Here is a 21,727-nt window from a genome sequence, read left to right on the forward strand (position 1 = left end):
CGTTCGGAGGTCCCCGATGCCCGAAACGGAACCCGGAAGGAACATTCGACATGGCGGTGGAGCTGGATCCCGTGCTGGCGGAGGTGCTGGCCTGCCCGGCGCCCGACCACGGAGCGCTGCGGGCTGGAACGCCGGAGGACCCGGACGCGGACGTGCTCGCCTGCACCGTGTGCGGCCGGATGTACCCGGTTGTCGACGGCATTCCGGTGATGTTGCTGGAGGAGGCGACGCTTCCGGGCCAGGGGGTCTCCGGCGAGGCTGCGCCGCTGGACGGGGAACAGTCGACGTGATCGCTTCGGCGTCCGGGATCGACCTCGACGACGCCGAGCAGTTGATCCGCGGAGACCACCGCGGGATCCTGCGGTCGGCGGCCTCCGGGGGCGCGCAGTTCCGTGCCGTGGCGACGGCGGTATCGGAAGACGTACTCGTCCCGGTCGCAGGGGTGCGTCCCCGTGCGGTGGTCCTCGTGGCGCGCGGCGGTGGCGGCGCCGCGGCGGCCGACGTTGCGGCCGCCGTGCTGGGGCCGGATCTCGACGTCCCGGTCGTGCGTGCGGCGGCCCTGCCGGAATGGGCCGGTTCCCTTGACCTCGTGGTCGTGCTCGGCGACGACGCCGGCGACCCGGCGCTGAGCGGGGCGGTGGGGGAAGCGGTGCGGCGCGGCGCGGAAACAGTGGTCACCGTCCCCGCGGAGGGGCCCGTCGGCGCGGCGGCGGGCACGCGGGCGCTGACGTTGCCCCCGCGCGTCCCGGTGCTGATCGCCCACCGCTTCCTGCACCATCTGGCAGCGGCGCTGGCCGTGCTGGCGACCGCGCGGCCCGAACGGTGCGCCCGGTGGTTGGGGACCCGGGACGTGGCCGCAGGCCTCACTGCTCTCGCGGACCGCCTCGACGGCGAGGCGCTGACCGACGGGCCCGGGCGCGAGGCGTTCCGCAATCCGGCGAAGGCGCTGGCGGAGGCCATGCTCGGCCATGACGTGGTGTTCGCCGGCGACGACGCCGCCACCGCGGCGCTGGCGCGCTGCGCGTCCACCGATCTGCTGTCCACGGCCGGCGCGGCTTCCGCGGGGGTCGGGCTCGTCGAGGTGCTGGCCGCGCCGCCGGTCGCGGACGGGCCGGGTGGGGCGGACTCGATCTTCCACGACGATCAGATCGACGGGCCGGCCGCGGTGGCGCCGCGCCGGGTGTTCGTCTTCGCCGCCGCCCGCGACGAACGCGCAGTGCGGCCCCGCATGGCGGCGGTGCCGGACGGACAGTTGCTCCTCGCTGCATCCGACCCGTCCGCTTCCGACCACGCCGAATCCGACCCGGCCGCCTCCGACCTGTCCACCGGTGGTCCGCCCGGCGCCGCGGACGCCGGGCGCGCCGGCACGGCGCGCGCCGCGGACTCGGTGCCGCTGATCGAGCAGTGCGCGGTGCTTGCGGTGCGGTGGCAGACGGCCGCCGGCTACGTCGCCGCGGCGTCCGGCACTGCCGCATGGGGCGGTCCGCAGGGGGAACTGAGGTAGTGCTGGTACTCGACGCAGTGGTGCGCTCCTACGCCTGGGGATCGCGGACCGCACTGGCGCGGCTGCGCGGCGACGCCGGCCCCTCGCCGCATCCCGAGGCTGAGCTGTGGTTCGGCGCGCATCCTGCTGATTCCGCCTACGTGCACGGAGCGCGCCCGCGCGACGGCGAGGACGCCCCCGCGGACGGCCGCAGCTCGCTGTTGGACCTGATCGAGTCGGACCCCGCCGGGCAGCTCGGCGCAGAGGTGATGGCCAGGTTCGGCCCGCGGCTGCCGTTCCTGCTCAAGCTGCTGGCCGCGGAGGAGCCGCTGTCGTTGCAGGCGCATCCCAGCAGGGACCAGGCGCTGGAGGGGTTCGACCGCGAGGAGGGCGCGGGGATCCCCATCGACTCGCCCATCCGCAACTACCGGGATCGCAACCACAAGCCCGAGGTGGTCGTGGCCCTCGAGCGCTTCGACGCGCTCGCCGGGTTCCGCGACCCGGCGCGCACCGTGGATCTTCTGGGCGCCATCGGCGTGCCGGAGCTCGACCCGCATCTGGGACTGCTGCGTGGGCAGCCCGACGAGGCCGGGCTTCGGGCCCTGTTCACCACGTGGATCACCATGCCGCAGGCGATGGTCTACCGGCTGTTGCCGAAGGTCCTCGAAGGGTGCGTCCGCTACCTCGCGGAGCACGGCAACGGCGGCGAATTCGCGGCCGAGGCCCGTTCCACCCTGCAGATCGGTGAGGCCTACCCGGGGGATGTGGGCGTGCTGTCGTCGATGCTGCTCAACCGGATCACGCTGGAGCCCGGCGAGGCGCTCTACCTGCCGGCGGGCAACCTGCACGCGTACCTGCACGGCGTTGGCGTGGAGATCATGGCGAACTCCGACAACGTGCTGCGCGGCGGGCTCACCCCGAAGCACGTCGACGTCCCCGAGCTGCTGCGCGTGCTGGACTTCCACTCGGTCCCCGCCACCCCCACCGAGGGCGTCGCCACCGGGGCCCGCGAGCGCGTATACCTCTCGGACACCCCGGAGTTCCGCCTGAGCAGCATCGACCTGCACGACGGGTGCGTGGAGATCTCCGGGTCGGGACCGGAGATACTTCTCTGCACAGGGGGGGCGGTTGAGGCACACTGTGATGCTGTGGAAACCACGATCCATGCCACGCAGGCGCTGTGGGTGCCCGCATCGTCCGGACCGGTCACGCTGACGGCGGTCCCGCATGAACGCGGGCCGCTCGCGCACGTGCCGCAGGATCCGGGGGCGGGTGCCGCGGGCGGTACCGGGGCGCAGGTCTTCCGGGCCCGGGTGGGGTCGGCGTGAGCGCCGGGCCGGGGCAGGCGGACGACGCCGCCGGACCGTCCGGTGGCGGGGCGGACGAGTCCGGCGGCCACGGGCAGGAGGGCCTGAAGACCATCCTCGCCGCGCTGTCGGCCAACCTGGGCATCGCGATCGCGAAGTTCGTCGGGTTCGCCGTCACCGGTTCGTCGTCGATGCTCGCGGAGGGCGTGCACTCGATGGCCGACACCGCCAACCAGGCGCTGCTGCTGCTGGGCCGCAAGCAGGCGTCCAAGAGGCCGGACCGCCTGCACCAGTTCGGCTACGGCCGCAACCGCTACTTCTACGCGTTCGTCGTGGCGCTCGTGCTGTTCAGCATGGGTTCGGTGTTCGCCGTCTACGAGGGCATCGAGAAGATCCGGCACCCCGAGGAACTCAGCAGCCCGTTCGTGGCGATCGCGATCCTCCTGGTGGCCGTCGCGCTCGAGGGCTACAGCTTCCACACCGCCCGCGGCGAGTCGAAGGCCCTCAAGGGCGGGCAGAGCTGGTGGGGGTTCATCCGCAGAAGCAGGAACCCGGAGTTGCCGGTGGTGCTCCTGGAGGACTCCGGAGCTCTCGTGGGCCTGGTGCTGGCGCTGGCCGGTGTGGGGCTGACCATGGCCACCGGCGACGCGGTGTGGGACGGGGTCGGCACCGTGCTCATCGGCTGTCTGCTCGGCGCCATCGCGATCGTGCTCATCGTGGAGATGAAGTCGCTGCTCATCGGGGAGGCGGCCACCGAGGAGCAGGAGGGCAGGATCCTGGCGGCGATGGAGGCGGGTCTCGCCGAGCGCGTGATCCACCTGCGCACCCAGTACCTGAGCCCGGACGAGCTGTTGGTGGCCGCAAAAATCGCGCTGCCCCCGGGCACGCCCCTCGACGAGGTGGCGAGGCAGGTGGACGCGGCGGAGGCGCGGATCCGCGAGGCCGTGCCGGTGGCGCAGCTCATCTACATCGAGCCGGACCTGGACCGGGCGCGCGGCGCCGGAAGCGCGGACCGCTAGCCTGGCAGGCGGTCCGCGGGCGGACCGACCGTACGTGATGAGGAGAGGTACATGACGAGCGCACAGACCAGGGCGACCGTGCAGACGCTGGGCGGCATCGACTTCGCAGTGGCGGACCTGTCGCTGGCGGAGTTCGGGCGCCGCGAGATCCGGCTTGCCGAGCACGAGATGCCCGGGCTGATGGCGTTGCGGCGCGAGTACGCGGATGTGGCGCCGCTCAAGGGCGCGCGCATCTCCGGTTCTCTGCACATGACCATCCAGACGGCGGTGCTCATCGAGACGCTCACGAGCCTCGGCGCGGAGGTGCGCTGGGCGTCGTGCAATATCTTCTCCACCCAGGATCACGCAGCCGCGGCGATCGTCGTCGGCCCGCACGGCACCCCCGAGGCGCCGCAGGGCGTCCCCGTGTTCGCGTGGAAGGGCGAGACCCTCGAGGAGTACTGGTGGGCCGCCGAGCAGATGCTCACCTGGCCCGAGGCCGATGGGAAGCATGAGCCCGCCAACATGATCCTCGACGACGGCGGCGACGCGACGATGCTCGTGCTCAAGGGCGCGCAGTTCGAGAAGGCCGGCGTGGTGCCGCCCGTGGACGAGGAGCACGACAGCGACGAGTACAAGGTGTTCCTGTCGCTGCTGCGCGCCTCGCTGACCGCGGACGCGGCCAAGTGGACGACCATCGCGGACTCGGTCCAGGGCGTGACGGAGGAGACCACCACCGGCGTGCTGCGCCTCTACCAGTTCGCCGCGGCGGGCGAGCTGGCGTTCCCCGCCATCAACGTCAACGACTCGGTCACCAAGAGCAAGTTCGACAACAAGTACGGCACCCGGCACTCGCTGCTCGACGGGATCAACCGCGGCACCGACGTGCTCATCGGCGGCAAGACGGCGCTGGTGTGCGGGTACGGCGACGTGGGCAAGGGCTGCGCCGAGGCGCTCAAGGGCCAGGGCGCGCGCGTCACGGTCACCGAGGCCGACCCGATCTGCGCGCTGCAGGCGCTCATGGACGGTTTCGACGTGCGCACCGTCGACGAGTTCATCGACCAGGCCGACATCGTCATCACGGCCACCGGCAACAAGGACATCATCGGCTTCGAGCAGATGAGGAAGATGAAGCACCAGGCGATCCTGGGCAACATCGGCCACTTCGACAACGAGATCGACATGGCGGGCCTCGAGCGGGCCGGCGACGTCACCCGCATCAACATCAAGCCGCAGGTCGACGAGTTCCGCTTCGCCGACGGGCACAGCATCATCGTGCTGTCGGAGGGGCGCCTGCTCAACCTGGGCAACGCCACCGGGCACCCGTCGTTCGTGATGTCCAACTCGTTCGCCAACCAGACGATCGCGCAGATCGAGCTGTTCACCAAGCCGGACGAGTACGACAACGAGGTCTACCGCCTGCCCAAGCATCTTGACGAGAAGGTCGCCCGGGTGCACGTCGAGGCGCTCGGCGGGTCCCTCACCAAGCTGTCCAAGGACCAGGCGGAGTACATCGGCGTGGACGTCGAGGGGCCGTACAAGCCGGAGCACTACCGGTACTGATGGGCGTACTGATCGCCGTCGAGGGCATCGACGGGGCGGGCAAGCGCACGCTCACCGGCCGCCTCGTCGAGGCCTGGCGTGGCGGGGGGCTGACGGTCGCCACCGCCGCGTTCCCCCGCTACGGCGCGTCGGTGCACGCCGACCTGGGTGCCGAGGCGCTGCGCGGCGGGCACGGCGACCTGGTCGACTCCGTCTACGGCATGGCGCTGATGTGGGCGCTGGACCGGCGCGCCGCGGACGGGGACCTGGCCGGGATGATCGCCGGGCACGACGTGGTGCTGCTGGACCGCTACGTCGCATCCAACGCGGCGTACGGGGCGGCGCGCCTGCGCGAGGGCTGCGACGGGCCGTTCACCAAGTGGGTGCGCGGGCTCGAGTTCGGGCGGTTCGGCCTGCCGGTGCCGGACGCGCAGTTGCTGCTGGACGTGCCGGTGGAGCTGGCGCGCGAGCGGGCCGCCCATCGTGAGGCGCAGGACCCGTCCCGGTCCCGCGACGCCTATGAGCGCGACGGCGCGCTGCAACAGCGGGTGGCCGGCGCCTACGAGGCGCTCGCGGGCGCCGCGTGGGTGTCGCCGTGGGAGGTCGCGTCGCCGGACACGGCGGGTTCGGCGGTCGCGGTGGACGCGCTCGCCGCGCGCCTCGTGCCGGGACGGTGAGGCGGCGGAGGACACCGGTGATCGCACCGCGGCCAACCGATCCGAACCGGCGATCCGCCACCGGATAGACTGTTCGCGCGAGTGCCGTGCGAACCGCCGCGGCGCGTTGGGCGTCGGCGGCGGTCTGGGATGCCACGATGGGGAACATGAAGCAGCGGATTCTGGTAGTCGACGACGATGCCGCCCTGGCGGAGATGCTCACGATCGTCCTGGAGGCGGAGGGCTTCGATCCCTGCGTCGTCGGCGACGGGATGGAGGCACTGCCGCAGATGCGCCAGTTCCGGCCGGACCTGGTCCTGCTCGACCTCATGCTGCCCGGGATGAACGGCATCGACGTGTGCCGGGCGATCCGCGCGGAATCCACGGTGCCCGTGGTCATGCTCACCGCCAAGACCGACACCGTCGACGTGGTCCTGGGCCTCGAGTCCGGCGCTGACGACTACATCGTCAAGCCGTTCAAGCCCAAGGAACTCATCGCCCGGGTGCGGGCGCGCCTGCGCCGGATCGAGGACGAGCCCGCGGAGATCCTCTCCATCGGCGAGGTGGAGATCGACGTCCCCGCGCACAAGGCCACCCGCGACGGCAAGCGCGTCAACCTCACTCCGCTGGAGTTCGACCTGCTCGTCGCGCTGGCCCGCAAGCCCCGCCAGGTGTTCACCCGCGAGGTGCTGCTCGAACAGGTGTGGGGCTACCGGCACGCCGCGGACACGCGGCTGGTCAACGTGCACGTGCAGCGGCTGCGCGCCAAGATCGAGCGCGACCCGGACAATCCCGAGGTGGTGCTCACCGTCCGCGGCGTCGGCTACAAGGCCGGACCTCCGTGATCGGTTCCCCCGGAACGCGGCGCCGCCTCCGTGGCGTCGTGATCACGGTGGCGCACGCGTTCCACAGGCTGGGACGCGTGTTGTCGCGCAGCTGGCGGCGGTCGCTGCAGCTGCGCGTGGTGGTGTCGACGCTGGCGCTGTCGCTGATGGTCATCCTCATCCTCGGGTTCGTCTTGAGCAGCCAGATCACCAACCGGATGCTCGAGGCCAAGGTCGACGCGGCGTCCGAGGAGATCGACCGTGCGCGCGGCACCGTCGACCGCATGCTCGAGAACTCCGATCCGTCCAGTTCGCTCGAGAGCCGCCTCGAGGAGGCCAAGTCCGCGCTGACGGATCCGACGACGGACGGCCAGGCCGGCAACAACGCGGGCGCGTTCGAGCCGGTGCTCATCGTGCCCGGCGCGGGCCCGCGCAAGGAGACCTCGGCGGGGCCGGTCAACGAGGTGCCCGACTCGCTGCGCGGGTTCGTCCGCGCCGGCAAGGTCAGCTACCAGTACACGACCGTTCCCGACGGGTCCGGGATCGGCTCGGCGCTGGTGGTGGGGACGCCCGCGGGGTCGGACATCTCGCCGATCGAGCTCTACATGATCTTCCCGCTCACCGCGGAGGAGCGCAGCCTGTCGCTGGTGCAGGGCATCCTGCTCACCGGCGGCCTGGTACTGCTGGGCCTGCTGGCCGCGATCTCGCTGCTGGTCGCCCGGCAGGTGGTGCTGCCGGTGCGGTACGCATCGCGCATCGCCGAGAGGTTCGCTGACGGGCGGCTCAAGGAGCGGATGCCGGTGCACGGCGAGGACGACATCGCCCGGCTGGCGGTGTCGTTCAACGACATGGCGGAGAACCTTTCGCGGCAGATCACCCAGCTGGAGGAGTACGGCAACCTGCAGAAGCGGTTCACCTCGGACGTCAGCCACGAGCTGCGCACCCCGCTCACCACGGTGCGGATGGCCGCGGACCTGATCCACGACAACAGCGACGAACTCGATCCGGTGCTGCGGCGCTCGGCGGAGCTGCTGACCGCAGAGCTCGATCGCTTCGAGGCGCTCCTGGGCGACCTGCTGGAGATCAGCCGCCACGACGCCGGTGTCGCAGAACTCGCCGCCGAGAAGCTCGACCTGCGCGCCTGCGCACGGGCGGCCCTCGAGACCGTCGAGTATCTGGCGGCCGAGTCGGGCAGCACCCTGGTGGTGGACCTGCCGGACGAAGCCGTCGTCGCGGAGGTCGACCCCCGGCGGGTCGAGAGGATCCTGCGGAACCTGCTGGCCAACGCGCTCGACCACGGGGAGGGCAAGCCGGTGGCGCTGCGCATGCGGGCCGATGAGGACACGGTGGCCGTCGTCGTGGCCGACGCCGGCCTGGGGCTGCGCCCGGGGGAGGAGAAGCTCGTGTTCAACAGGTTCTGGCGTGCGGACCCGTCCCGCGTGCGGCGCTCGGGCGGGACCGGCCTGGGCCTGGCCATCAGCATGGAGGACGCGCGACTGCACAACGGGCGGCTGGAAGCGTCGGGGTCGCCGGGCAAGGGCGCCAGCTTCCGCCTGACGCTGCCGCGGAAGCGCGGCGCCGGCGTGGTCTCGTATCCGCTGCCGCTGCGCGTGCAGGCGCCCGCGTCGGTGCCGGCGCTCGAGGCGGCCGCCCCGGACCGGGCGTCCCCCGGACCCGACCTGCCCGGCGCGGGTGACGTGGAGCCGCCGGCGGAGGGGGACTCGGGAGACGGGGCCGCCGACGGCGCTTCCATCGATACGAGCGGAAGCGAGGCGCGGAAATGATCCGGCGCGGACTATCCGCTCGGCGGTCCAGCGCCATGCTCCTGACGGCGCTCGCCGCGATCCTCATGGTGGCACTGTCGGCCTGCGCGGAACTGCCCACGTCGTCGTCGCCGCAGGCGCTGGGCACCGTCCAGCGCGACGTGGGCGCCGCCGACGTGCCCACGCCCACGCCCGGCAAGGAGCCGGACCTGATGGTGCGCGACTTCCTCAAGGCCAGCAGCGAGCCCGGCGGGCGGCACTCGGCGGCGCGCAAGTTCCTCACCCCGACCGCGGCGAAGAACTGGGACGACACCACCAGCACGTCGATCATCGACAAGATCGACGTGTTCTTCGACAGCCGCAGCGCCGACGAGGCGACGCTGCTCATCAGCGCCGCTAAGGTGGGCCGACTGGACGACAGCGGCTCGTTTCGGGCGGAGGAGGGCACGCTGGAGACCCGGGTGTCCATGGTGCGCGTCGACGGCGAGTGGCGCATCGACCGGCTGCCGGACGGCGTCATCATCGACAGGTCCCAGTTCCTCAACAGCTACCACCAGGTGCAGCTGTACTTCCTCAACCCGGCGGGGACCATGGTGGTCACCGATCCGCGCTGGTTGACCGTGCGTGTCGAAGAGCTCGCCGCGCAGCTGATCTCGATGCTCATCGACGGGCCCAACCAGCTTCTCGAGGAGTCCGTGGCCACGCGGTTCGGGCCCAATGTGCACCTGCGCAGCACGCTCACCAAGCTCGACGGGCGCGACAGCAACGTGGGCGTCGGGATCGGCGGGGTGAAGATGGATTTCCAGGGCATCGGCGGCCTGGGCCCGCGTGAGCGGCAGCAGTTCGCCGCGCAGGTCGTCTGGACCCTGTCCTCGGCCGGCGTCGCCGGCCCGTACGAGATCCTCGCGGACGGGGCGCCGCTCGACCCGGCCCACGCGGACGGATACACCACCGCCGACGTCGCAGCGTTCGACCCGTCCGGCACCGCCGCCGACGTCGGGCTGCACGCGGTGGTCGGCGGGGCGCTGGTGGTCATGACCGACTCCGGCCCGGTACCCGTACCGGGGCCGTTGGGGTCGGCCAAGGGGCTCATCGACGCGAGCCTCGCGCGCGACGGCAGGCACGTCGCCGCGGTGCAGAGGGCGAACGCGCCCGCGACGGGGGTGGAGCTCGTCGTCGGCCAGTACGGGGCCGCGACCGACGTCGCCGCGGCGGGCCCGTGGATGACCGAGCCCACCTGGGGGCCCGACGGATCCACGTGGGTCGCGGTGGGGGGCGATTCGGTGCAGCGGATCAGCGAGGGAGAGAACGGCGAGCCAGCGGTCGAGCAGGTCGACATCGCAGACGTGACGAAGATCGGCGGGGACATCACCGCTCTGCGCCTCTCGCAGGACGGCGTGCGGGCGGCGCTGATCGTGGACGGACGCGTGTTCGTCGCCTACGTCACGCCCCGGGACAACGGCGGCTATGCGCTGACCTCGCCGAGTGCCATCGGGTCCAGCCTCAGCGGCGACGCGGTGTCCCTCGATTGGGGCGGCAGCGAGGAGATCGGCGTGGTCCGGTCCACCCCCGAAGCGCCGCCGGTGATCATGTCCTTCGACGGGTTCAGCATGCACGCGATGAGCAGCCGGAACCTCGCGCCGCCGCTGACGATGATCCAGATGACGCCCGACGACGTCTACGTGGTCGACAGCCGTGGTGTGATGCGCCGCGCACGCAGCGCGGGCGAAGAGGCGCAGTACTGGCGCGAGGTGCCCGGGCTCATGGGCGACGACCGCCTGCCGGTGGTGCCCGGCTGACAGGCATGGACGGCGTAGTCGGGGGGGCGGCGTGATCGCGACGGCATGATCGGGGGGACGGTGCAGTCGGACGGCATGCGGATGCTCGCGGGGCTTCTGGACCTCGCGCTCCCGGCCGAGTGCGCCGGCTGCGGCGCGGCGGGGACCGGCTGGTGCGCACGGTGCGCGTCGGGGTTGGCGACCGAGCCCGTCGCCGTGCGCCCCCGCGTCGCGCCCGGAGCGCCTGTGTGGTCCGCCGGCGTGTTCGCCGGTCCGCGACGGGGTGCGGTGATCGCGCTCAAGGAGCACGGTCGCAGGGATGCGGCGGCGCCGTTGGCCGCCGCGCTGGCCCGGATGATCGCGGTGCTCCGGCAGGCCGGTGAGCTCGACCCGCCGGAGCTTGCGCCGCTCATCCTCGTGCCGGCCCCGTCCAGGGCGTCGGCCGCCCGCCGTCGCGGGGGCGATCCGGTCGCGCGCATAGCCCGTCTGGCCACGCGTACGCCTCCGTCGGGTCCGGCCTCGCCGGGCGCGCCCGACCGCGCGGTGCAGGCGTTGCGGCTGCGTGCGGGTGCACGTGATTCGGTGGGCCTCGGCGCCGGGGAGCGGCAACGGAACCTGGCGGGTCGTGTGGCGCTGCGGCGGAGTGCCGCCGCGCGCCTGGAGGCGGTGCCGGTTCCCGGCGTGGTTCCGCGCACCCCCGCCGTCGTTTTCGTCGACGATGTCGTCACGACCGGGGCCACCGCCGCCGAGTCCGTGCGGGTGCTCGCGGACGCCGGTGTCACGGTGCGCGCGGTGCTGGTCCTGGGGCACGCGTGAACGGCCGGCGGAACCGGCGCGCGGGTGTGTCGAAATGTGTGGCACAACCGGCCGAGGAGCGATAGCGTCGCAGGTAGCACCGGGTGATACCGCCGGTGCACGGTAAGTCCATGCGGGATGTCGACGCAGCGGGATCCGCGTAGCCGTCGCGGACGCGCACCGCCCCGGGGCGGTGCGAGGACGGGCGCCGCGCGAGTCGCATGCGCGGGCGTGCTGGGTCGTCCGGCCCGTGAAGCTGCTGCCGCTGCCACACCGAGCGGCAGCCGAAGCTGGGAGGTAAGACGTGTCCACCGGTTCAGAAGCAGCCATGGAGTACTTGCCCGACGAACGCGACGCGTCCGAGGACGGCGGCTTGTCGGCCGATCTCGTCATCAAGGGGCGCAACGTCACGGTCCCCGACCATTTCCGGGTGCACGTGGCGGACAAGCTCGCCCGCCTCGAACGCTTCGATCTGAAGGTCAAGCTCTTCGACGTCGAACTCCAGCACGAGCGCAACCGCCGGCAGTCCAAGTCCGCGAGCCGCGTCGAGATCACCGCGCGGGGCAAGGGGCCGGTCGTGCGCGCGGAGGCGCGTGGCGACAGCTTCTACGCTGCGCTCGAATCCGCCATCGACAAGCTCGAGAGCCGCCTGCGCAAGTCGAAGGACCGCCGCACGGTCAGCTACGGCGACAAGACGCCGATGTCCGTGGCGAGCGCCACCGCGGAACTGGCCCGCAATGCGGACTTCGGCATCCCCCCGGGCTCCCTCGAGGAGGACGACTATCCGGTGGGGCCGGGCCAGATCGTCCGCACCAAGGAGCACTCGTCCACGCCCATGTCGGTCGACGATGCCCTGTACGAGATGGAACTGGTGGGACACGACTTCTACCTCTTCCACGACGCCGCCACAGACAGTCCGTCCGTGGTCTACCGGCGCCACGCGTTCGACTACGGATTGATCCGGCTCGCCTGAACCGGCCCGGTTGCGCATACCATGGTTCCGGTCGGGGCGTTCGCGCCCCGGCCGGAACCGGCGTTTGCACGTCAGGCGGCCGGCCGGGAGCCTGGACCGCGGGCCACAGCGGTCCGTGCGCCGTCCCGGGACATGAGCTCACACAGGATTGAGGAAACGAACGCCCGTGCTGTCGAAACTGCTGCGTATCGGTGAAGGCCGCAAGGTCAAGCAACTCAAAAAGGTCGCAGACCACATCATGGCGCTGGAGGGGGACTACGAGGGCCTCACGGACGCGCAGCTGCGGGAGAAGACCGACGAGTTCAAGAAGCGTTACGAACAAGGCGAGTCGCTGGACGACATGCTGCCGGAGGCATTCTCGGTGGCACGTGAGGCCTCCTTCCGTGTGCTGGGGCAGAAGCATTACCCGGTGCAGATCATGGGCGCCGCCGCCCTGCACTTCGGCAACATCGCCGAGATGAAGACCGGCGAAGGCAAGACGCTCACCTGCGTGCTCCCCGCGTACCTCAACGCGATCTCCGGCAAGGGCGTGCACGTGGTCACGGTCAACGACTACCTGGCCAAGCGCGACGCGGAGTGGATGGGCCGGGTGCACCACTTCCTGGGCCTCGAGGTGGGCTCGATCCTCAGCGGTCTCACGCCCGAACAGCGCCGGACCGCCTACAAGGCCGACATCACCTACGGGACCAACAACGAGTTCGGGTTCGACTACCTGCGCGACAACATGACGCACAACCTCGATGACCTGGTGCAGCGCGGGCACGCGTACGCCATCGTCGACGAGGTGGACTCGATCCTCATCGACGAGGCCCGCACGCCGCTGATCATCTCCGGCCCCGCGGACGGCTCGTCCAACTGGTACACCGAGTTCGCGCGCATCGCCCCGCTGCTGACGCTCGACGAGCACTACGAGATCGACATCAAGAAGCGCACGGTGGGCGTGCACGAGGCAGGCGTGGAGTTCGTCGAGGACCAGCTGGGCATCGAGAACCTCTACGAGGCCGCCAACTCGCCGCTGGTGAGCTACCTCAACAACGCCATCAAGGCCAAAGAGCTCTACACGCGCGACAAGGACTACATCGTGCGCAACGGCGAGGTCATCATCGTCGACGAGTTCACGGGCCGCGTGCTGCACGGGCGCCGGTACAACGAGGGCATGCACCAGGCGATCGAGGCGAAGGAAGGCGTCGAGATCAAGGCCGAGAACCAGACGCTGGCCACGATCACGCTGCAGAACTACTTCCGCCTATACGACAAGCTCGCGGGGATGACGGGCACCGCGGAGACGGAGGCCGCCGAGCTGCACGAGATCTACAAGCTCGGCGTCATCCCGATCCCCACCAACAAGCCGATGATCCGGGCGGACCAGCGCGACCTGATCTACAAGACCGAGGTCGCCAAGTTCGACGCAGTCGTCGACGACATCGCCGAGCGGCACGAGAAGGGCCAGCCGGTGCTCATCGGCACCACCAGCGTGGAACGGTCCGAGTACCTGTCGAAGGCGCTCACCAAGCGCGGCGTGCCGCACAACGTCCTCAACGCCAAGCACCACGAGCAGGAAGCGACGATCATCGCGCAGGCCGGGCGCAAGGGGGCCATCACCGTGGCCACCAACATGGCCGGCCGCGGCACCGACATCGTGCTGGGCGGCAACCCGGACATCATCGCCGATCTCGAGATCCGCGCGACGGGAGTCGACCCGGTCGATTCGCCCGAGGATTACGAGAATGCTTGGGACGACGCCATCGTGCGCGTCAAGGGCGTCGTCCGCGAGGAGGCCGAGAAGGTCAAGGAGGCGGGCGGACTCTACGTGCTCGGCACGGAGCGGCACGAGTCGCGGCGCATCGACAACCAGCTGCGCGGCCGCTCGGGACGACAGGGCGACCCCGGCGAGTCGCGGTTCTACCTCTCGCTCGGCGACGAGCTGATGCGGCGCTTCAACAGCGCGGCCGTCGAGTCGATCATGACCCGCCTGAACATGCCCGAGGACATGCCGTTGGACTCCAGCATGGTGGCCAAGGCCGTGCAGACGGCGCAGACGCAGGTCGAGCAGCAGAACTTCGAGATGCGCAAGAACGTCCTCAAGTACGACGAGGTGATGAACCAGCAGCGCACGGTCATCTACGAGGAAAGGCGCCGCATCCTCGACGGCGAGGACCTCGAGGGGCAGATCGAGCTGATGGTCAGCGACGTGGTGTCGGCCTACGTCGACGGCGCGACGGCAGACGGGTACGTCGAGGATTGGGACCTGGACGCACTGTGGACGGCGCTGAAGTCCCTCTACCCGGTGGGCATCGACCACAAGGACCTCACCGGCGAGGCCACCACGGGTGAGCGCGACGACCTGACGGCCAAGGAACTCAAGGACGCCCTGCTGGCCGACGCGCAGAACGCGTACGACAAGCGCGAGGCGGAGATCGACGCGCTGGGCGGCGAGGGCGCCATGCGGCAGATCGAACGCAGCGTGCTGCTGCAGGTGCTGGACCGCAAGTGGCGCGAGCACCTCTACGAGATGGACTATCTCAAGGAGGGCATCGGCCTGCGCGCGATGGCGCAGCGCGACCCGCTGGTCGAGTACCAGCGCGAGGGCTTCGACATGTTCGGGGGGATGCTCGAGGGGCTCAAGGAGGAGTCCGTGGGCTTCCTGTTCAACGTGTCGGTGGAGCAGACGCAGTCGGCGCCCGCCGCAGGCCAGGCGGCCGGCGCCGCGGCCGCACCGGTGGCAGGAGAGTCCTCGGCCGCCGCCGGATCGGACGCCGCCGAGGGCGACGCGCAGGCGGACGCACAGGCGAAGGCCGAGGGCGCGCCGCCGGCGAAGGAGCCGACGGTCCGCGCCAAGGGGCTGGGCGACGAGCAGGCTCAGGCGCTGAGCTATTCGGGGCCGTCGGAGACCGGCGACGCCGAGGTCAAGAGTTCGAAGCCGGCGGGCGGAGCGGCTCCGGCGAGCCGCCGCGAACGCCGGGCCGAAGAGCGCGCGCAGGCCAAGAAGAAGACGAAGAACGCCAAGTCCAAGAAGTCCCGCCGCTGAGCGACTCCGCCCCGCGGCGGCCGTGCGGCCGCCGCGGGGCGGAGTGTCGGCGCAGGTCCGTGCCGAGGCCGATCCGCCGAGCGCCGCGCGTGCCTCCGCGATCCGTCAGGCGAGGTGCAGCGCGGTGCAGATCCACGTGCCGCGCTTGCGTTCGAATCGACCGGCGATGGCGAGCGTGCGACGGCCGCGGACGTAGGTGGCGCAGATCTCGGCGGCTCCGGCTCCGGCCGAGGTGATGTGGATGCGGCGCAGGACAGCGCTTCCCAGATGGCGGCCGGGCGGCGACGTACGGGAGAGCTTGCGGATCATCCCGAGTACGGAGGCGTCGGCGAAGCCCTCCAGCTGTTCCGGGCGGCGCCGTAAGTCCAGGACCTCCAGCACCAGCCGGAGCGTCACCTCCACCTTGCGCCGGACCTCGGCGGCGGTGGCCGCGTCCCGGGTGCGCGGGACCCGCGTGCGGGCCGACGGCGCCTGCGGCGACGGGATGGCCGCGGTCGGCGCGGTCGGCGGGGACGACGGGGCCGGCGCCGAGGCTGCCCGCAGGTGGTTCTGCGCGGGGGCCGGCCGGGCCGGGGGACGGGAGAGGTAACGCATCGTCGGGTCGAGGACCGGCACCGCGCCGCGCACTACGACGGGCGGAATGCGCAGGCCCGGCAGCCCGGGGGGTTCCGTCGATCCGGGAGCGGGCCGCGCGGAGTGCACCTGACCGGAATCAGCGTGCGCGAGGTTTCCGGGCGATGCGCCCGAGGATTCGTCATCGACGGTGGTGCCGTGCGCGTTGCCTGCCATGTGTCCCCCTGACTCGACCCGGGGCGCGCCGGCCGGCCCGTCCCGTGGGTGTGTTCCTGTCGAGTCCGCGGGGGAGGCGCGGACGAAATCCATCATGGCAGAATGTGTCTGCGGCCACCACCGGGGGTGGGCACGTCGGAGGCACGTGTACGCGGGCTGCCCGAGCAAAGGTGGGGACACGCGCAGATGGTCACACGACTCAGCAGCAAAGACGCCGCGTTCTTCTACATGGAGGAGGCGGCGTCGCCGTCGCACCTGTGCACGATGGCGGTGTTCGACCGCGCGGGCGCCCGCCTGGGGTACGAGCAGGTTCTGGAACAGGTCGAGCAGCAGCTGCAGCTGATCCCGCGGTACCACCAGCGCGTCCGGGAGGTGGCCGGCGGCCTCATGCGTCCGGTGTGGGTGGACGACGCCGATTTCGACATCACCTACCACGTGCGGCGTTCGGCGCTGCCGCGCCCGGGATCCCGTGACCAGCTCAACGATCTGCTGGCCCGCTTGGTGTCGCGGCCCTTGGACCTGGGACGTCCGCTGTGGGAGCTGTACGTCATCGAGGGGATCGAGGGCGATCGGTTCGCGGTTTTCACCAAGTCGCACCGCGCCCTCGTCGATCCGCGCGGCGGCGCGCTGGACATCGGGCAGGTGATGCTCGACGGCTCTCCGGAGCCGCCGGAGCGGCGGGAGGACCTGTGGATGCCGCGCCCCGAGCCGGGGCGTCTGGGACTGATGTTCGAGGGTCTGGCGGGTGTGGTCTCGCGGCCGGCGTCCGGCGTGGACATGGTCCGGTACGCGTTCGGGGACGTGGCGGACTTCGCCGGCAAGACGGGCCGGACCATCGCGGACGTCGCGTCGATCGTGCGCGGCGCCACCACCAACGGTGCGGTGGATCCGCTCAGCGGCGGCCGGTCGGCCATCCGGAGGTTCTGCGTGGCGGAGGCGGAGCTGGCCCACTTCAAGAAGGTGCGTTCGCGCTTCGGCGGGACCATCAACGACGTCGCGCTGGCCGTGGTCGCCGGCGTCCTGCGCAGCTGGCTCGTCTCGCGCGGGCACCCGGTGACCGCGTCGACCTCGGTCCGCGCCCTCGTGCCGCTGTCGGTGTATCCGGGCGATCGCGCGGCGCCGGGCACCCCGCCCGCGGTGGGGGACGGCGAGCAGTCGTCGGACCGGTATCCCGTCGGCCCCACCTACGGTGAGACCACAGTGGAACTGGCGCTGGTGGACCTGCCGGTGGGGGAGCCCAACGCCATCGTCCGCCTCTCACAGATCTCGCACGCCATGACCTCGCGTCCCGGCGCCTCGCGCGCGGTGGCCGCGCGCAACCTCATGCGGCTGTCGGGACTCACGCCGCCTACGCTGCACGCAATGGGGTCGAGGGTGACCGGCTCGATGTCGCGGCGGGCGTTCCACCTCGTCGTCGCCAACGCGCCGGGGCCGCAGACGCCGATGTACTTCGCCGGTGCGCGGATGCTGGAGATGTACCCCGTGCTGCCGTTGGTGCCGGGGCAGGCGCTGAGCATCGGCATCACCTCGTACGACGGCAAGCTGTTCTTCGGGTTCGACGTGGAACGCGACGCCGTCCCGGACGTGGACGTCTTCCCGGCGCTGGTCCGCGAGGCCGTGGACGAACTGCTGGAATCGCTGTGACAACCGACTGACTGGAGTGTGCTGATGCGGGTTTTCGTCCCGATGACCGTGCCGATGCTGGAACAGCTCGTGCAGGACAGACTGTTCATGCCGCTCAGCGGGACGGTGTTCACGGTCACCCCCGCGCTGCGGGACGAGTACACCTCGGACGGCGACGACGAACTCGCGGAGGTCGCGATGGCGGAGGCGGCGCGGGCCTCGCTGCGCCTGCTGTCCGCCCAGCCCGGCGCGCGGATGCGCCGGGTCGTCGTCAGCGCGGATGTACCGGCCGCGGAGCACCGCCCCGACCTCGACGCGGCGGTGGCGCGGGTGCAGGATCCGATCACGCTCAAGCAGGTGGCGTCCGTGCACGTCGACCTCGAGGACGCGGAGGACCACGTCCGGGGTGCGGCGGACGTGGTCGACGCGGCGGACCTGGGCGACGAGGACGCGGAGTTCGCGCTGGGCGACGCCGAGGACCACTCGCTGGCCTGGTACGCCACCCAGGAGTTGCCGTTCCTTCTCGAGCTCATGTGACGGCGCGGCGGCGGGCGGCGCCCGCCCGCCGCCGGGCGGCGCGTTCCCCTGCAGCCGCGGATGCGGTAACCTACGGTTGCGTAGGTTACGCGGTGGGTCGCGCTTCCGGAACCTCTGGAGTTTCGGGTGACGCGGGTTTCCGGATGATGCGGAACGCTGGATGAGGGGACGGGCTGTGGGATTCGACCTGGGAAACAGGGTCGCGCAGGTGCGGCAGTGGCTGGAAGAGCCGGCGAAGGACGTGGCGACCACCGGGTCGCCGCGGATGAACATGCTGCGCGGCGCGGTTGCGCGGGTGACGACCCCGCTGCTGCCGGATGACTACCTGCACCTGGTCAATCCGCTCTGGTCGGCCCGCGAACTGCGGGGCCGGATCGTCGAGGTCCGCCCCGAGACGGCCGACTCCGCCACCCTGGTGATCAAGCCCGGCTGGGGATTCCACTTCGACTACCGGCCCGGGCAGTACATCGGCATCGGGCTGCTCGTGGACGGGCGCTGGCACTGGCGCTCCTACTCGCTGACGTCGAGCCCCGTCGTCGGCGCTCGGCTCATCACGATCACCGTCAAGGCGATGCCGGAGGGCTTCCTGTCCTCGCACATCGTCGGCGGCGTGGAGCCCGGCACCGTGGTCCGGCTGGCCGCTCCGCAAGGGAACTTCGCGCTGCCGGAGCCGCTGCCGGATCGGATGCTCTTCCTGACGGCGGGCAGCGGCATCACGCCGATCATGTCGATGCTGCGCACCATGGACCGTCGTGGGCGCGTGCCGGACATCGTCCACATCCACTCGGCGCCCACCGAGGACGCGGCGATGTTCCGCGGGGAGATCGCCGCGCTGGCCGACGAGCACGACGGGCTGCGGCTGCACCTGCAGCTGACCCGCTCGATGGGCCAGTTCGACATGGCCCGGCTGGACGAGCTGTGCCCGGACTGGCGTGACCGGCAGGTGTGGGCCTGCGGCCCCGCCGGGATGCTGGCGGCCGCGGAGGAGCAGTGGCGCGCTGCGGGGCTCGAGGCCAATCTGCACCTGGAACGGTTCGCGGTGGACCGCACCGGGCAGGACGGCGACGGCGGCACGGTGACCTTCGCCCGTTCGGGCAAGGAACTGCAGATCGACGGCGCGACAACGCTGCTCGAGGCGGGGGAACAGGCGGGCGTCCAGATGCCGTTCGGCTGCCGCATGGGCATCTGCCAGACCTGTGTGGTGCCGCTCGAGGCGGGTGCCGTGAGAGATCTACGCAACGGTAAGGTTCATGAGGAAGGGAGCCGGATCCAGACGTGCATCAGCACCGCGGCCGGCGACTGCACGCTCGAACTCTGACCGGGTCGTCATGACCGCGGGCCACGGGGGGAGGCGGCCGGATCCGGCGGAGCGGGTGGTGCAGACCTGGGAGGCGGATCGTTCCCGGTACGGGGCGGGAGGTACCGGGGCGAGCCGCCCGTCAACGAGAATTGCAGGTGACAAGCATGGCGATCACTGATGTCGGCGTTTACGCCCATCTCACGGCCGAGGATATCGAGAACCTGCGAATCGAACTGGACCGGATCCGCGAGGACGTCGAACGCGCGCGGGGCGTCCGCGACGCCCGCTACGTGCGCCGCACGATCGTCGCCCAGCGGATCCTGGAGGTCGCCGCGCGTGCGGCGATCGTCGGCGCGCGGACGCGTCCGGGGTTGTGCCTGGGGGTGCTGGGGCTGGGGGCGGCCAAGAGCATCGAGAACATGGAGCTGGGCCACAACGTCAGCCACGGCCAGTGGGACTGGATGAACGAGCCCGAGATCCACTCCACCACCTGGGAGTGGGACATGGCCTGCGTCTCCGCGCAGTGGAAGCACTACCACAACTACCTGCACCACAAGTACACGAACGTGCTGGGCATGGATGAGGACATCGGCTTCGGCATCATGCGCGTGTCCCGCGATCAGCAGTGGCGCCCCATCTATCTGATCCAGCCGGTGCAGAACCTGCTCCTGGCGATCGCGTTCGAGTGGGGGATCGGCATGCACGACATCAAGCTCGGAAAGCTCCACGGTTCCGCCGAGGAGCGCGCGCACACCAAGGCCCAAATCCGTGCGTTCGGCCGCAAGATCCGCCGCCAGGTGGTCAAGGACTACGTGCTGTTGCCGGCATTGAGCGGCCCGCGCTGGCGCCGCACCCTCGCTGCGAACGCCGCCGCGAACGTGCTGCGCAACCTCTGGGCCTACCTGGTGATCTTCTGCGGGCACTTCCCGGACGGCGCCGAGAAGTTCCTCCCCGACGACATCGCCGACGAGACACGCGGGGAGTGGTATCTGCGTCAGATGCTCGGCACCGCCAACTTCGACGCGGGCCCGGCCATGGCGTTCATGTCCGGCAACCTGTGCTATCAGATCGAGCACCACCTGTACCCCGACCTGCCCAGCAACCGCTACGCGGAGATCGCCGAGCGGGTCCGTGCCGTATGCGACAAGTACGACCTGCCCTACACCACGGGGCCGCTGGCCAAGCAGTACCTGCTGACCCTGCGGACCATTGTCAAACTCTCGCTGCCTGACCGGTACCTCACGGACACCGCAGATGATGCGCCGGAGACCGGGTCGGAGCGGCGATTCACCACGCCCACGGTGTCCACGATCAGCCCGCTGACCGGGCGCCGCCGGGGCCTGCGCACCGCGCTGCGCGACCTTCGGTCGGCGCGCGGCCGGGCGGGCCGCCTCCCCCGGGGTTCCGGCGCCGCGCCGGCCGTCGGCCGGGACCCGAAGCGCCCCGCCTTCGCGCACACGGCATGAGCGCGCCGGTACTCACGGTCGCGCCGGCGGGCGTCGACATCGCGTACCGCTTCACCCGCGCCGGGGCGGCGCCGGGCGCGGATCCGGTGCTGTTCATCCACGGAATGGGCGGTGACAGCCGGACGTGGGACGCGGTCGCCCGCACCGCCCGGTCCGCCGGCCGCGACGTGATCACGGTGGACCTGCGCGGCCATGGCCGCAGCGCGAAGGCGCCGTCGTACCGGTTCGACGACATCGCGCAGGACGTCATCGGGGTGTGCGACCACCTGGGGCTGGGGAGCGTCGACATCGTCGGGCACTCGCTGGGCGCGCTGACCGCCACGCTGGTGGCGCAGCGCCGGCCGGGCCTGGCGCGCAGGCTCGTGCTGGAGGAGATGCCGATGCCGCTGCGCGCCGGCGACCCGGTGCCGGAGGTGCCCTCCCACCGGCCCACGCCCGCAGAGTTGTGGCATGCGCTGGGTGCGATGGCCCGTAGCCCGCGCGGCGTCCTCGGCTTCGACCGGGGGCTCACGGAACCGGCGATGGCCCAGTTCCGCGCGCCGAACGCCCGATGGTGGGCCGCGCTGCCCGGCCTGCGGGGCGTGCCGGTGCTGTTCCTGCGCGGCACCCGCCAGGGCAGCATGGTCGACCCGGCCCTGCTCGCCGGGATGGCGCGGGCGCTGCCCGGGATGGCCGTGCACGAGGTGCCGTGCGGGCACAGCATCCACCGGGACCGGAGGGCCCGCTTCGAGGCCGCGGTGCTGCCGTTCCTCGACGCATCGTTGGAGCCGCCGGACGGGGGGACGATCCGGCGGCCGGTGCGGCAGGACTAGGCTTCTTCCGTCCGATCACCGATTTCTGCGCCGGACGGCTGCGTGGAGGCTGG

The 21,727-nt window shown here is 71.3% G+C and carries 18 protein-coding genes; 17 read left to right on the forward strand and 1 reads right to left on the reverse strand.

Annotation, left to right across the window (positions count from 1 at the left end; all coding sequences use genetic code 11):
• The first annotated feature begins 50 nt into the window (after positions 1 to 50).
• The 12 genes from FO059_RS04855 (at position 51) to secA (ending at position 15,147) form a co-directional block, all read left to right on the forward strand.
• A complete protein-coding gene (locus FO059_RS04855; RefSeq protein WP_143906838.1) occupies positions 51 to 290 on the forward strand; it encodes a Trm112 family protein in 240 nt (79 codons plus the stop codon).
• The gene (locus FO059_RS04860; protein ID WP_143906840.1) at positions 287 to 1,504 is read left to right on the forward strand and encodes a tobH protein; all 1,218 of its coding nucleotides are present in this window, start codon (positions 287 to 289) and stop codon (positions 1,502 to 1,504) included. The genes FO059_RS04855 and FO059_RS04860 overlap by 4 nt, the downstream gene beginning before the upstream one ends.
• Positions 1,504 to 2,811 carry a mannose-6-phosphate isomerase, class I gene (manA, locus tag FO059_RS04865; RefSeq protein ID WP_143906842.1) on the forward strand — a complete coding sequence of 436 codons (1,308 nt, stop codon included), beginning with the start codon at positions 1,504 to 1,506 and terminating at the stop codon, positions 2,809 to 2,811. Before FO059_RS04860 ends, manA begins: the two co-directional genes overlap by 1 nt.
• 83 nt (positions 2,812 to 2,894) lie before the next feature.
• A complete protein-coding gene (locus FO059_RS04870) occupies positions 2,895 to 3,809 on the forward strand; it encodes a cation diffusion facilitator family transporter (RefSeq protein ID WP_143910444.1) in 915 nt (304 codons plus the stop codon).
• Positions 3,810 to 3,860: 51 nt separating this feature from the next.
• Positions 3,861 to 5,351 (forward strand): adenosylhomocysteinase, encoded by a 1,491-nt coding sequence (ahcY, locus tag FO059_RS04875; protein WP_143906844.1) that lies wholly within the window; start codon positions 3,861 to 3,863, stop codon positions 5,349 to 5,351.
• The gene (locus FO059_RS04880) at positions 5,351 to 6,007 is read left to right on the forward strand and encodes a dTMP kinase (RefSeq protein WP_143906846.1); all 657 of its coding nucleotides are present in this window, start codon (positions 5,351 to 5,353) and stop codon (positions 6,005 to 6,007) included. Before ahcY ends, FO059_RS04880 begins: the two co-directional genes overlap by 1 nt.
• A gap of 137 nt (positions 6,008 to 6,144) precedes the next feature.
• Positions 6,145 to 6,831: an MtrAB system response regulator MtrA gene (mtrA, locus tag FO059_RS04885; RefSeq protein WP_199257069.1), complete on the forward strand. Its 687-nt coding sequence runs from the start codon at positions 6,145 to 6,147 to the stop codon at positions 6,829 to 6,831.
• Positions 6,828 to 8,594: an MtrAB system histidine kinase MtrB gene (mtrB, locus tag FO059_RS04890; RefSeq protein WP_372497840.1), complete on the forward strand. Its 1,767-nt coding sequence runs from the start codon at positions 6,828 to 6,830 to the stop codon at positions 8,592 to 8,594. The genes mtrA and mtrB overlap by 4 nt, the downstream gene beginning before the upstream one ends.
• Before the next feature lie 35 nt (positions 8,595 to 8,629).
• Positions 8,630 to 10,372 carry an MtrAB system accessory lipoprotein LpqB gene (gene lpqB, locus FO059_RS04895; protein WP_158726607.1) on the forward strand — a complete coding sequence of 581 codons (1,743 nt, stop codon included), beginning with the start codon at positions 8,630 to 8,632 and terminating at the stop codon, positions 10,370 to 10,372.
• Positions 10,373 to 10,453: 81 nt separating this feature from the next.
• Complete coding sequence (locus FO059_RS04900) at positions 10,454 to 11,167, forward strand: ComF family protein (protein ID WP_143910446.1); 714 nt, start codon at positions 10,454 to 10,456, stop codon at positions 11,165 to 11,167.
• A 307-nt stretch (positions 11,168 to 11,474) separates the two neighbouring features.
• Complete coding sequence (hpf, locus tag FO059_RS04905) at positions 11,475 to 12,119, forward strand: ribosome hibernation-promoting factor, HPF/YfiA family (RefSeq protein ID WP_143906852.1); 645 nt, start codon at positions 11,475 to 11,477, stop codon at positions 12,117 to 12,119.
• Positions 12,120 to 12,285: 166 nt separating this feature from the next.
• Positions 12,286 to 15,147 (forward strand): preprotein translocase subunit SecA, encoded by a 2,862-nt coding sequence (gene secA, locus FO059_RS04910; protein ID WP_143906854.1) that lies wholly within the window; start codon positions 12,286 to 12,288, stop codon positions 15,145 to 15,147.
• 105 nt (positions 15,148 to 15,252) lie between these two features.
• On the opposite strand, the gene FO059_RS04915 is transcribed toward secA, so the two are convergent.
• Positions 15,253 to 15,936 carry an Rv3235 family protein gene (locus FO059_RS04915; RefSeq protein WP_143906855.1) on the reverse strand — a complete coding sequence of 228 codons (684 nt, stop codon included), beginning with the start codon at positions 15,934 to 15,936 and terminating at the stop codon, positions 15,253 to 15,255.
• Positions 15,937 to 16,122: 186 nt separating this feature from the next.
• On the opposite strand from FO059_RS04915, the gene FO059_RS04920 reads away from it, so the two are divergent.
• The 5 genes from FO059_RS04920 (at position 16,123) to FO059_RS04940 (ending at position 21,674) form a co-directional block, all read left to right on the forward strand.
• Positions 16,123 to 17,580 (forward strand): WS/DGAT/MGAT family O-acyltransferase, encoded by a 1,458-nt coding sequence (locus tag FO059_RS04920; RefSeq protein ID WP_143906857.1) that lies wholly within the window; start codon positions 16,123 to 16,125, stop codon positions 17,578 to 17,580.
• Positions 17,581 to 17,601: 21 nt separating this feature from the next.
• A complete protein-coding gene (locus FO059_RS04925; protein WP_408033856.1) occupies positions 17,602 to 18,096 on the forward strand; it encodes a DUF6912 family protein in 495 nt (164 codons plus the stop codon).
• A gap of 160 nt (positions 18,097 to 18,256) precedes the next feature.
• Positions 18,257 to 19,414, forward strand: a complete 1,158-nt coding sequence (locus tag FO059_RS04930; protein ID WP_143906861.1) for a ferredoxin reductase — start codon at positions 18,257 to 18,259, stop codon at positions 19,412 to 19,414.
• A gap of 146 nt (positions 19,415 to 19,560) precedes the next feature.
• Entirely contained in the window at positions 19,561 to 20,862 is a 1,302-nt protein-coding gene (locus FO059_RS04935; RefSeq protein ID WP_143906863.1) for a fatty acid desaturase family protein, read from the forward strand.
• Positions 20,859 to 21,674, forward strand: coding sequence for an alpha/beta fold hydrolase (locus FO059_RS04940; protein ID WP_143906865.1), 816 nt, complete (start codon positions 20,859 to 20,861; stop codon positions 21,672 to 21,674). The genes FO059_RS04935 and FO059_RS04940 overlap by 4 nt, the downstream gene beginning before the upstream one ends.
• Positions 21,675 to 21,727 lie beyond the last annotated feature (53 nt).

The organism is Tomitella fengzijianii (assembly GCF_007559025.1).
Classification (GTDB): Bacteria; Actinomycetota; Actinomycetes; order Mycobacteriales; family Mycobacteriaceae; genus Tomitella; species Tomitella fengzijianii.